Here is a 13,053-nt window from a genome sequence, read left to right as displayed (position 1 = left end):
GCGCATGGCGACCCGCGGCGGGCCCGCGCCCCGGCTCAGCCGTGGCAGGTGACCTTGATCGCCCCGGCCGCGTGGTGGGCGCGGTCCCGGCCCGGCGAGTGGTTGTCGCCGCGGTCCATCAGCTTCACGCCGATCTTGTTGTCGCGGACCTGGAAGGTACCGGCCGGCTGCCAGCTCCCCCGGTGCGCGACCTGGTCGACGGCGAAGTTCCCGACCTTGGAACCCGGGTTGAAGGGGTCGGACAGCACCTGGTAGTGGGTCGGGCTGCCCTGGACGTCACGGTCGCTGGGGCCGTGCGGAACGTACACCGACACCTGGCAGCTGCGGGACTGCGGCCCCGGCTCCCACCACCACATGACGTTGTTGTCGGTGTCCTTCTTCGGGTCGCCGGACATCGGTACGGACGTGAACTGGCCGCTGCAGCCGCCCTCGCGGGTGCTGCCGCCGGAGAGGCCGTACCAACCGACGCCGACCTCGCCGTGGACGCCCGCCTGGTGGTAGCCGCCGCGCTCGGGGGTCGGGCAGCCGGGGCCCGCGATGCCCGTGTAGGTCACCTTGGCGCTCGCGCCCTTCGGCGGGCCGGGCTTCTTGCCCTCGGGCTTCGGGGGCTTCTTGTCCGGCGCGGTGGGAGTGGGAGTGGGGGTCTTCGCCCCCTCCGGCGTGGCGTCCGCGCCGGGCTTCTTGCCGCCCGGCGCCTCACCGGGGGCCTTGCCGGGCTTGGCCGACGGCAGGGGCGAGCCCGTCTTGGTCTGCTGCGGCTGCTTGGCGGCGACGGCCTGTTCCTGGCCGTCGCCGAAGCGCACCTGGGAGGCGCCGAGGGTGGCGAGCGCCACCGCGCCGACGCCGACGCCGGCCAGCACGGGCAGGCCCAGCGCCGTCTTCCAGACCCGGCGGCCGGGCGCCAGGCCGCGCTTCGGTGTCCGCGCGCCCTTGGAGAAGGTCTCCGCGAAACCGGACCGGGACGGGTCGGATGCGCCGGAGCGGTCCGGTCCGGCGCTCTCGTTCGGCTGTGACAACGGGGGTTCCTCCTGGAAGTGGTCGGGGGTGGCGGGGCGGTCCCGGCGGGGCGGCCGGTCAGGCCGGCAGGGCGGGCCCGCCGGGACCGGACGGAAGTGGTTGCGGTGCGGCGGTGCCGGGCGGGTCGGCGGCGGGGATGTCCAGTTCCGGTACGTCCAGTTGGGACAGCGTCCGCAGGTCCGTCTCGGACGGCGCGTCGTTCTCCGCGACGCGGTAGGCCTGCCGCTCGGTCATCGCCTGGAACGTCTGCCGGGCCGAGCGCCCGTTGCCGAACCGGCCGTCGCGGGGGACGTGGTCGAAGTAGCCGGCGAGGGTGTCGCGCGCCGCGTCGGTCAGCTCGTACTGGTGGGCCGCCGCGTGCTGCTCGACGATCTGCACGAGGTCCTCGGTGTCGTAGTCCTCGAACAGCAGCGTGCGGTTGAAGCGGGAGGCGAGGCCGGGGTTGGAGTCGATGAAGTGCTCCATCTCCACCGGGTATCCGGCGACGATGACCACGACCGCGTCGCGGTGGTCCTCCATCAGCTTCACGAGGGTGGCGATGGCCTCCTGCGCGAAGTCGTTGCCGCCCGTGGCGTGGGCGGGCGCCAGCGAGTACGCCTCGTCGATGAACAGCACGCCGCCCATCGCCTCCATGAAGACCCGCTGGGTCTTCGGCCCGGTGTGGCCGACGTACTCGCCGACGAGCGCGGAGCGGTCCGCCTCGACGAGGTGGCCGCGCTCCAGGAGGCCGACGGCGGCCAGGATGCGGCCGTAGAGCCGGGCCACCGTGGTCTTGCCGGTGCCGGGGTTGCCCGCGAAGACCAGGTGGCGGCTGAGCGGCGGCGCGGCCAGCCCGGCCGCCTCCCGGCGCTGCACCATCCGCATCAGCTTGACGAGCGAGGCGACGTCCTGCTTGACGCGGTCCAGGCCGATCAGCTCGTGCAGTTCGCCGAGGAGTTCGTCGAGGTCGGCCTCGGTGGGCGGGATCGTCGTCGCGGTGCTGCCGTCCCCGGCCGCCGCGCCCGCGGTCTGCGGGGCGGCCGCGGTGGCGGCGGCCGGGGCGGGCGCGAAGGGCGCGGGCCAGTGCGCCTCCTTGACCTGCCAGGAGACGCAGTCGCGCACCTGGGGTTCGGCGCCGTCCTCGGTGCTCAGGTCGGCGTCGGCGTCCTGGACGCGTATCCGGCGCAGGACGGGCGCGGCGGCCTCGCCCAGGTGGACGGCGGGGAAGCCGGGCCCGGTGATCTCGCAGTCCTCGAAGGTGCCGGCGCCCTTGGCGTCGACGATCAGGCCGTTCTTGCCGGGGCGGGTGATCCGTACGGCGCGCACGTCGGGCGCGGCGCCCGCCGCGACCACCATGCCGGACCCGGCCGCCTCGGTGACCTCCACGTCCGCGGCCCGTACGGTGGCGCCGCCCTGGAAGACCAGCCCGGCGGTGCCGGCGCGCAGGACCCGGCCGCCGGTCAGTTCGGCGTCGCCGCCGCCGAAGGTGAACCCGGCGCGTTCGGCGTCGGTGACGGCGCACCCGGTCAGGCGCACCGTGCCGCCGGAACCGGCGACGACACCGTTGCGGCAGCGTACGACGGACAGTTCTGCGGCCTCGGCGTTCGCCGCGCCGGACAGGTCGAGGCCGGACATGCCGCAGTCGGTGAGGTGCACCTCGGCCAGGGTCAGGCGGCTGTCGGCGACGGCGTGCAGGCCGTGTTCGGGGGTGTTCCCGGCGCGCAGCCGGGTCAGCGCCACCTCGGCTTCGCCGCCCGCGTGCACGGCGCTGAACCGGCAGTCCGTGACCTCGCCGTCGGTCAGCCGGACGGTGGCGGAGCCGGTGGCCAGCATGCCGTTGGCCGCCGAGCCGCGTACGGTCGTGCCGCGCGCCTCCAGCCGGGCGGTGCCGTGTGCGGTCAGGGCCGCGGCGGCGGTCCGCACGATCCGGGTGTCGGCCAGCCGTACGCGGGCCCGCTCCCCCGCGGTGGCACCGGCGCCGGCGCCGTCGCGCAGGACACAGCCGTCGAGCACGGCGTCGCCGGAACCGGCGACGTGCAGGGCGTCCGCGCCCGCGCCGGACAGTTCGCAGCCGTACAGCAGCAGTCCGCCCCGGGACCGCTCCGGCACCTTGCCGTCCGCGGCCTCGTACGGGTCGCCGTCCTGCGGCACCGGCGAGGAGTCCAGCACGCGTACGGCCTCGCCGCCGCAGTCCCGTATCCGGCAGTCCACGAGCAGTGCCGCCGACCGGTCCTCGAACAGCAGCCCGCTGCGGCCCGCGCCGTCGATGAGGCAGTCGCGCAGCACCACGTGCGCGTCCTCGCGGACCCGCACCCCGGAGCCGGTGGCGCCCTTGATGCGGGTGCCGGTCAGCTCCAGGCGGGAGCCGCCGCCCACCACCACGCCGGTGCCCTGGGCGCCTTCGAGGACGCAGTCCGTGAGGCGGACCGCGCCGATGGTACGGATCAGCGCCCCGGCCAGTGCGGCGCCGGTCAGGCGCGCGCCGGTCATGGTGAGCGCGGCCTCGCGCAGCACCTCCAGGCGTCCGCGGTCGGTGCCGCCGCCGTGCCAGTGGGTGACGCCGCCGGACAGCAGGACGGCGGGCCGGTCGGCGGCGCCGCCGCGTACGGTCAGCCCGTCCAGCGTCAGCCGGGCGCCGGGCAGGACTTCCAGCGCGGGCGCGCCGCCGCCGGGCGCGGCCAGGGTGACCGGGCCGCCGTCCGCGCGCAGGATGACGTCGCGGTCGATGCGCAGTGCTTCCTCGTAGGCGCCGGGCGCGATGCGGATCTCGTCGCCGGGCGCGGCCGAGCGCAGCGCGGCGCTCACGGTGGTGTGCGCGGCCGGCTGTCCGGCGCCAACCTGGTGGACCGTCCCGGTGCCCGGGTGTTCTGCGGTGGTCATACGTCGCCCATGGTCGTGTCCTCGTCGTCCGGCCGGGGAGGCCGGTCGGCGCGTCCCTTGCCCTTGCGGGGACGCTTGACCGGCTGGTCGGCCGGCTCCTCCATGCCGTCAGACTCCCGTACGGTCCAGTGCCAGGTGCCGTCGGGGTCCGGTTCCCAGCGGAAGTCGAGTCCGGGGCGGGGGCGGGTCCGCGCGCCCGTCGTGCCCGGTGCGGCCTCGTGCACCAGCATGCCGTCGCCGTCGATGATGCGGACGCGGGCGCCCAGTGCCTGGGCGTAGAGCTGCACCGAGAGCTGCCCCGGCGTGCCGGCGGCGAACGAGCCGCGCGGGTCGAGCCGTCCGCTCGCCAGCGCGGCGAACAGGTCGCGGGCGCCCGTTCCGGCCTGGTCCGCCTGGGCCAGCACCAGCTTGATGACGGGGTCCTTGCTGCCCTTCGGCTTGCTCCTGAGGTACTGCTCCACGGTGTCGAGCAGACCGCCGGGGGTGTGGAACGGCCCGGCGGCGCTGTCGGCGGCGTTCTCCAGGGCGTGGAACAGGGACCGGGGAGGCGAGTGCACCGGCGGGTACCCGGCGACGACGAGGTGCAGGTTGCGCAGGAACCCGGCCGCCTCGGAGTGGGTCGCCGCGGCCAGGCTCGCGAACGGCTTGTCGTACGCCGACACGCCCACCCGCAGCGAGAGGCCCGCGTCGCCGGGTACGGTCCCGGAGACGTTGAGCCCGAGGGTGTTGCGCGGTCCGGTGCCCAGGCCGTCGAGTCCGTCCACCACGTCCCGGGGCGAGTGGGCCGGGTCGCGTGCGGGGTCGACGGGTGCCAGCGGGTCCCGGGAGAGCCCGGTGGCGGAGTTCGTCAGCAGGTGGTCGTCCCTGCGGTCGGCCCAGTGCAGACCGCTCTTGACGGCCTTGGCGGTCTGCGGGTTGAAGTCGTCGAACGCGTCGCGGCCGAACAGCCGGCCCATCGCCTGCCGGACGTCGTTGTGGTCCTGCGGCAGGCGCTTGCTCCCGAACATTCCCTCCATCATCCGGGACAGGTCGGTGGGGGTGGCCGCGCCCTCGAAGTCGGTCACGAAGGGCACGCCGCGGTCCGGCAGCGTGTAGGTGTGCGCGGCGATCAGCCGCTCCGCCTGCCGGGTCGCGATGGCGTCCAGTTCGCCCGGGGTGAGCAGCCGGCTGACCGCCTCGATCTCGGACGTGGTCAGCGGTGCGCCGCCGCCGCTGCCGCCCGGTCCGCGGGTGGCCAGCCGCTCCCGTACGGCGTCGATCTGCCCGGCCGTCGGCGTGTCCGCGGTGGTGCCGTACGTCCGGTCGTACGGGCGCTGGGCGACGGCCTCGATCTCCCGGTCGGTGAGCCGGTGGACGAGGGAGCCGCCGGGGAAGTCCGAGCGGTCCAGGACCGGCAGGGTGCGGTTGAGCTCCCAGGCGTTGAAGGAGTTCAGGGACTCGGCCAGGCCGTTGAACTCGCTGGTGCCGGGGCTGAACCTGATGGGGTGCCAGCCGGGGCCCGCCCGGTCGAGCAGGGTGGCGGCGGCGTCGGTGAAGAGGTTGGGTTCGGGCGAGTAGGGCAGCTGCGGGTGGATACCGGCCAGGCGGGTGCGGGCCCGCATGTCCGCGCGGACGGCGGTGTCGAAGGCGGGCAGGTCGGTGGCGGAGACGGTCTGCAGCGGGCCGGCCTCCTTGGCCTTGCCCTTGCCCCCCGTCTTCGCGGCGGCCGCCACGGCCTTGGCGTGGTCGTCGGCCAGGCGGGCGTTGGTGTCCTCGATGAGCTGGGCGGTGTCGGCGCCCGGCACGTGGCCCTCGGGCAGGCGGTAGCCGCCGGACATGGACAGCGGGCGCAGCGGCGCGACACCGCCGCCGAGTTCGAATTCCCGGGCGAAGTGCTGGAAGACGTGCTCGCCGCCGGGCACGAGCCGCTGGTAGTTGTCGAAGTCCATGAAGGAGAAGTACGGGTGCGCCGGCTGGTGCGGGTCGTACATCATCGAGCGCACCAGGTACCGGCTCGGCGGGCTGGTCATGGTGAGGTTGCGGATGGTGCCGAAGGGGAACTCCTTGCCGGTCCAGCCGATGCCGACCGCGGCGACCGGGTAGGGCACGTCCAGTCCTTCGAGCGCGCCGCGGACCGCGGCGTTGACGTCCGCCATCCGGCCCGCCGGGCCGTTGACCCCGATCACCACGGCGAACTTGCCCCGGTAGTCGCCACGCGGGTCGGTGGTGATCGCCGTGAGGAAGTCCCGCAGCCGCTGCCGTCCCGCGTCCCCGGCGATCTCGCTGTGGCGGACGACGGTGTTGACCACGTACGCCATCGGGTTCTGCCGGTCGACGCTGGCGCGCACCCAGTTCATGTACTGGTCCGGCGTCAGCGGGCCCTGGCCGTGTCCGGGCAGCCCGTGGAAGGCGCCGTTGGCCGTGATGTCGCCGCGGGTGACCTTGTGGCCGAGGCCCTCCAGTTCCTGCCACTCCAGGTCGCGCGGCAGGGGTCCGTTGGTCGGCGGGCCGCCGTGGCCCAGGTCGCCGTACGGTCCCGTCCCGGCCGTCCGCGCGTCGTGCGGCGCCGCGTGGTCCCCAGCTCCGGTGGGCGCGTCCGTCATCTCCATGTCGTCGAGGTGGTGCGGGGCCGGGCCGCCGGTCACGTCCAGGTCGTCGAACGCCTGGGTCAGGTTGGTGTGCCGGGACGGCGCGCCGCCGAGCGGGCCGACGTACTCGCCACGCTTCGCGCGGTCGACGGCGATCGCGTGGTTGGCGTCGTCGATCTGCCGCCGGATGGCGTTCGGGTCCATGCCCAGTTCGTCGAGGCGGGTCTCGGCCTTGGTGAACTCGGCGCGCTTGACGCCCAGGTCGTCGAGCGCGTCGACGGCCGCGGCGGACGGCCTGGACGGGCCGGGCTGCCCTGCCCTGGGCACCAGTCCGTCCGCCTTCTCCTGAGCGCCGGCCAGGTCGGACGACGCGCGCTCGTACCGCTCCCAGGCGTGGAGCCGCAGATCGGCCTCCGTCCCGCCCGCGCCGCCGGTGATGATGTCGTGCCGGACCGCGGACCGTGCACCGATCCCGGAGCCGGGCCCGGAGCCGAGCCGCGTGGGCGGCGGGGGCGGCGCCGTGTCGCCCACGTCCCAGTGCCCGGAGTGCGGGCCGCCGTGGTCCGGGACCCAGGTCAGGTGGAGCGGCGGGCCCGGCTTGCGGGCTTCGATGTCGACCCGGTGGGCCGAGCCGTCCAGACCGCGGATCTCCAGCGGGCGGTTGAACGCCTTGGCATAGCGGTCCAGCACGATCCGCTCGATCGGGCCGAGGTCCGACACGTCCGGGCCCAGGCGCCCGGTGACCAGGCCGTTGGTCAGGGCGCGGCCGTCGAGGCCCCGCGTGTAGGTGTCGTTGACCAGGTCCTCGAAGCCGTTCTTGCCCATCTGCCGCTGTACCTGCGTCAGCAGCGTCGGGGCGTCCGGGATCGCGCCGGGCGTGATCCGGCCGCCCTTCGCGCCGGCGGTGGCCGCAGGCGGCTCCGGGAGGGCGCGCAGCAGCGAGTCGTGCGGCAGACCGCCCTGGGGCAGGACCTCGGCGATCACGTAGTTCTGCAGCCGCTTGTACGCCGCCTCCTCGGTGGAGGCGACCACCGCGTGGCTGAGGAACCGCTTGTCCGCCGGCACGATGCCGACCACGAGCCCGTCCGTACGGCCCGGTACGTGGAGGGAGATGTGCAGGCCGAGGGTGTTGCCGTCGCCGCCCAGCCCGGCGCCCAGCCGGTCGAGGGTGGCCCGGGGGTGCTCGTTGAACTCGGGGAGCCGGCCGTCGATGCCGATGGGCTTCAGCGGGTCGTCCCGGAAGCCCTGCTGCGGGGACTTCCCCTTCAGCAGGTCGTCGCGCAGCTTGCCGATCTTCGTGTCGTCCTTGGCCCGCGACAGGTTCGGGTCCAGGTCGAAGTCGTCGCGGGCGAAGACGTGCTCCACCACGTTCTTCGGGGTCAGGTGCTCCTGCGGCATGTTGCCGACGCCGCCGGCCTTGCCGTGCTTGTAGTAGCCGGACATCAGGCGGGAGAGGTCGGTGGGGACGGCGCCGTTCACGAAGTCGGCGACGAACGCGGCGCCGCGGTCGGGCAGCGCGGAGTTGGCGGCGGCGATGTCCCGCGCGACCGCGTTGCCCGGGATGTCCGGCAGGGTCTGGTCCAGTTCCCAGGCGTTGAAGTAGTTGAGCCGCTCCCGCAGCCCCTTGTACTCACCGGCGCCGCCGCCGAAGCGGACCGGCCGCCAGGCGCCCTGGCCCAGCCGCACGTCGTCCACCATGGTGACGGCGGCGTCCACGAAGAGGTTCGGCTCGGGCCCGTACGGCAGCAGCCCGTGCATGTCGGCCATCTTGGCGCGGATGCGCATGTCGGAGTCGACGACGGACGCGAACTTGTCCACGTCCTGCTGGGTGAAGACCATCCCGTCGGGGGTGTCGCCGCGGGTCTTGGTCTCCTTGATCAGCTGTTCGACCGAGCGGTCCACCGCGACGCCGTCGACGATCACCATCTCGCCGGTCTTCCCCGGCACCCGGTAGCCGCCGGTCATGACCAGCGGGCGCAGCGGCTTGGGGTCGAAGGCGCCCGGCACCGCCGCGGCGTCGTCGGACACCTTCGCCGCGGCCCCCGTGTCGTCGGGCAGCTGCTTGGCCCAGTCGTGCACGGCGCCGCCCTCGCCGAGGTTGAACTCCCGGTCGAAGTGGTCGAAGACGTGCCGGCCGCTGGGGACGGTGTGCTCGTACACGTCGAAGTCCATGAAGGCCCAGTACGGGTGGCTGGGGCCGCCCGCCCCGCCGCCGTGCATCATCGAGTGCGCCATCGACCGGGCCGCCGGGCTGGTCATGGTCAGGTTGCGGATGGTGCCGTACGGGAACGAATCGCCGTAGAAGGTGGTGGCCACCATCGCCAGCGGGTGGTCGAAGTGCGCCGAGCCGAGGGCGTCGTCCATCGCGCGGTGGATGGCGGCGAGATCCTCCAGCTTGCCGTTGACGCCGATCACCACGCCGAGGCGGCCGTCGTAGCCGTCCAGGCCGCGGGTGATCGAGTTCAGGAAGTCCTGGAGCCGGCCCGGGTTCGCGATGTCGGCGTGCGAGACGATCGTGTTGACCACGTAGGACAGCGGCCGGCCCTCCCCCGTGCTGGCCCGCATCCAGCTCAGGTAGTCGCCCGCGGTGAGCGGCTGGTGGCCCGCGAACGGCAGGTCGCGGAAGGACTGGTTGACCATGGTGCGGCCCGCCCCGTGGGTGCCCGGGTCGGGCCACAGGGCGTGCGGCGCCCGCGGGTCGGGGGACCAGTCGTGCGGTCCGACCGGCAGCGGATCGCCGCCGTGCGGGGCCGGCGCGCCGCCGAGCGGGCCGACGTACTCCCCGCGCTGCGCCCGGTCGAGGGCGATCGCGGTGTTGACGTCGTCGATCTCCTGCCGGATGGCGTTCGGGTCCATGTCCAGTTCGCCGAGGCGGGTCTCGGCCTTGGCCATGTCGGCCTGCCGGACGGCCAGGTCGTCGAGCGCGTCGACGGCCGCGGCGGACGGCCTGGACGGGCCGGGCTGCCCGGCCTTGGGCACCAGCCCGTCCACCTTCTCCTGAGCCCGCGCCAGGTCGAACGACGCCTGCTCGTACCGCTCCCAGGCGCCGAGCCGCAGGTCGGCCCCCGGCCCGCTCGTACCGCCGGTGACGATCTCGTGCCGGGCGGCGGCACGCTCGCCGATGCCGGAACCGGGGGTGTGGCCGAGCCGGTCCCCGGACCCCGGGCGGATCGGGGCGGGAGTGTCCGGGATGGGCTCGGGGTCCGCGAAGTCCGCTTTGCCCTTGCCCTTGTCGACGGCCGGTACGGGCTCGGCGTCCGCGAAGTCGGCCTTGCCCTTGCCCTTGTCGACGGCCGGTACCGCCTGCGGCTCCGGCTGCGGGTGCGGCCGCGGGCCGCCGCCGAGGCCGTGTTCGCCGAACATGCCGCTGGTGAGGGCGGTGATCTGCTTGTGGGTGCGCGGCGCGTCGATGCCCAGTTCGTCGAGCTTGGCCTCGGCCTTGGCGACCTCGGCACGTTTGACGCCCAGATCGTCCAGGGCCTCGGCCATGGCGGGCGTGGGCTCGCCGGCGGCGGCGCCGGGCGGCGGCGCCAGCTCGTCCACCTGGCGCTCCGCCTTTCCGAGCTGCGACAGCGCGTGCTCGTACCCGGCCCACGCGTTGAGCTTCGCACCGGCCTCCGGGCCGACCGAGCCGCCGAGGATCAGGTCGTGGCGGGCGCGCAGGCGCTGGTTCATGGCCGCGGCGCCGGACAGGCCGCCGAAGCGGTTGCCGGGGGGCGGGGTGACGGCGCCCAGGTCCTTGGCCCCGGGCGCGGGGGTGGGCGTCCCGGCCTTCGGCGCGGGGGCGGGCGTCGGGGTGGGCGTGTGCTCGGTGGCCTTCAGGGCGGCCGGTACTCCGGCCGCGGCCTCGTCCACCGCCTTCACCGGGCCGCCCGGGTGGGCGATCAGGTCGAGGACGCTGTTGTCCGCGGGGCCGGTGGCGCCGCGGACTCCCGCGCCGTCCAGGTCCGGCAGGGCGGACACCCCGGAGGGGTTGTCCGAGGTGGCGCTGTGGCCGGCGGACGGGACCGGCTTGCGGTCGCCGGTGTCCAGCAGGCTCATCGCCATGTCGTGTTCGTTGACGGCGGGCTGGGGCGTCACCTTGTTCGTGGCGCCCGTGCCGGTGGTCGTGACCTTGCCGGTCTCCGGGGTCTTCAGCAGCAGCGGGTCCCGCGCGCCGGCCGACGACGCCGGTACGTCGGCCGGGCCCTTGGCCAGGTCGCGGGGCGGGGGGACGGCGCCTTGGACGACGAGGTTGTCGCCCTGCGTACCCACCAGGTTCTGGGTACCCGTCGGCTCCACCCGTACGGGAGTGCCGGGCGCCGTGGCCGCCAGGTGGTCGGCGGTGATCGTGCGCGGCGCCGCGTCGCCGATGCGGAAGCTGATGCCGTCCCCGTGGAAGGCGGTCACCGCGACGTCGCCGTTGGCCAGCGCGGTCAGCTCGGGGAAGGTCATGTCCTCCAGGGCCTCGCCGTGGCCGATCGCGCCGCGGGCCATGGAGTGGCCGTCGCCGATGCCGTGCACGAAGCCGCCGTCGAACGAGGTCTCCGGGACGTGGACACCGGCGTTCTCCGGCACGTGCCCGAGCACGCCCGACGATCCGTGGGCGTCCTTGAGCAGGTCGATGGCGGTGTCCGCGGACAGCAGCAGGTTGCTGTCCATCCGGACGTGTCCGGCCGCGAAGTCCGTCTGCTGGATGAGCTGGGTGGCACCGGCGCCGTGCACGTCCGGGACGCTCAGGCCGTTGTCGAGCGTGGTCGTCCCCGGCATGTGCACGTCGGGGGTGGTCAGCAGGCCGGGCTGGTCGAAGTGCGCGCCCGTGTGCGTGAGGGAGCCGCTGGGCACGGTGATGCCGTGCGGCATGTTCACACCGGTGTGCGGCACGTTGATCCCGTGCGGCATGTTCACGCCGACGTGTGTGACGTTCCCCAGCCCCTTGACCCCCAGGCCGCCCACATTGCCGGGAATGTTGAGGTTCAGACCGCCGTGGCCGAAGGAGCCGAGGCCGTTGGGGAGCAGGTTGCCGACACCGTTGAAGTGGAAGGTGCCCAGCCCGCCCGGCCGGAACGCCCCCAGTCCGTCCAGGGAGAGCCCGCCGATCCCGTTGGGCACGGCGGCGCCCGGGAACTTGGTGAGCCCGCCCGGCGACACGGAGGGGATGTGCACCCCGGGGAAGGAGGTGCCGTGGAAGCCGCCGGGGACGAAGTGCAGGGCCGAGAGGTCCACGAAGCTGCCGGGCACGAAGTGCGTGCCGTTGCCGCCGACGGGCCGGAACGGCGCCAGCGCGCCGAAGTCGCCGGTGTGGATGCCCTTGGCCAGCGCCGCGTCCGTACGTCCCGCGTTGGCCAGCAGTGTGTGCAGGTCCGGCTGGTTGATGCCGAGCACGCGTTCGCCGAAGGCGAGCCGCGCGGCGCCGCCGAAGCCCAGCACGCCCATCTCGGTGAAGTCCAGGGGCACGACGGTGGCGATGCCCGCCCGGCCGAGCCGCTCGAAGTTGACCTTCGCGTAGGCGCCGAGCTTGCCCCAGTCCCCGGTGATGCCCTTGGTGACGTCCGCCCAGTCCTTGGAAATGGTCTTGCCCAGCGCCCCCCAGCCGCCCTTGGCGAGATTGCCGAGGCCCTTCACACCGCCCACGATGTTGAAGGCGGGGGCCGCGTGGATGCCGAGCACGATCGGCGCCACCACGATCTTCGGCATGTTGTGCAGCGAGGAGAAGTGGCCGATCTCCTTGATGATGTTCTTGCCGGCGCCGGCGATGCCCTCGACGCCGCCCTTGAGGACGCTGCCCAGGCCCTTGACGATGGAGCCGACCGGCAGGGCCTTGGTGGTGGGGAAGAGCACACCGAGGAAGGCGAGCCCGAGCTCCAGGCCGCTGGCCTTGCCCTGGCTGAAGTCGACGATGGTCTTGATCAGCAGGACCGCGTTCATGCCCCAGGCGAGGACCGCGAGGACACCGCCGGTGAAGATGGCGATGACCGAGAGGATGATGGTCAGCCACTGGAAGGCTTCCCAGAACAGGTCGCAGTCGCTGACCGGCTGGACCATCAGCGACCCGGCCGAGGTCAGCGCCTTGTCCAGGGTGCTCGCCGCGGAGCTGAGGGCGCTCTGCGCGTCGTCGGCCCGGTCCTTGTGGGTCTGCAGCTGCGGGTCGTCCTTGTCCAGCCCCTGGGCTGCGGTCAGCGCCGCGTCGGCGTCGGCCTGCGCGTCGGTGACGGCGGTGGCGTACTTGCGCAGTGCCGTCTCGGCCTGGTTGAAGGAGTCCGCGACGTGGCCGACGAAGTTGTGCAGGTGGTCGTCGACCATGTCGCGCAGCTGGTCGGCGGTCTTGCCGATGAAGCGCTGGCCGTCGCCCGCGGTCTGCTGGAGCGCCTTGAGGCCGTTGTTGATGGTGCCCGCGTGCGTGGCGAGGTCGCGCATCGCGTCGGCGATGGTGGTGATGGCGGAGGCGTCGCCCGGGGTCGGGTCGCCGTCGAGGCCGAGGGCCCCCCAGTCACCGGGACGCGTAGCCAAGCCTCTCCCCTTCGCGCAGCAGACCGTTCACTCGTGTCACGACCGGCGCGCCGTACGCGTCCGGATCATGGAACACCACACCTACGTTCACGGATCTGCACGGTGATCGGTTCACTGTGTG

The 13,053-nt window shown here is 73.9% G+C and carries 3 protein-coding genes; all 3 read right to left on the bottom strand.

From position 1 onward, the window contains the following. Positions 1-35: 35 nt before the first annotated feature. The 3 genes from ACFV57_RS15965 to ACFV57_RS15955 are packed head-to-tail and all read right to left on the bottom strand — an operon-like array spanning position 36 to position 12,932. Positions 36-1,016 carry a hypothetical protein gene (locus ACFV57_RS15965; RefSeq protein ID WP_385231377.1) on the bottom strand — a complete coding sequence of 327 codons (981 nt, stop codon included), beginning with the start codon at positions 1,014-1,016 and terminating at the stop codon, positions 36-38. Between the two features lie 58 nt (positions 1,017-1,074). Beyond that, positions 1,075-3,876, bottom strand: a complete 2,802-nt coding sequence (locus tag ACFV57_RS15960; RefSeq protein WP_385231374.1) for a right-handed parallel beta-helix repeat-containing protein — start codon at positions 3,874-3,876, stop codon at positions 1,075-1,077. Continuing rightward, on the bottom strand, positions 3,873-12,932 hold the full coding sequence (locus ACFV57_RS15955; RefSeq protein WP_385231371.1) for a putative T7SS-secreted protein: 9,060 nt from the start codon (positions 12,930-12,932) through the stop codon (positions 3,873-3,875). The genes ACFV57_RS15960 and ACFV57_RS15955 overlap by 4 nt, the downstream gene beginning before the upstream one ends. Positions 12,933-13,053: the final 121 nt, after the last annotated feature.

The organism is Streptomyces sp. NPDC059788 (genome assembly GCF_042732265.1).
Classification (GTDB): Bacteria; Actinomycetota; Actinomycetes; order Streptomycetales; family Streptomycetaceae; genus Streptomyces.
The sequence above is the reverse complement of the archived record's forward strand: the minus strand, read 5'-3'. Positions and strand labels throughout refer to the sequence as shown.

Coding starts and splice junctions, on each gene's coding strand:
- ACFV57_RS15960 (WP_385231374.1), bottom strand. CDS start 3,876: ATGACCACCGCAGAACACCCGGGCACCGGGACGGTCCACCAGGTTGGC.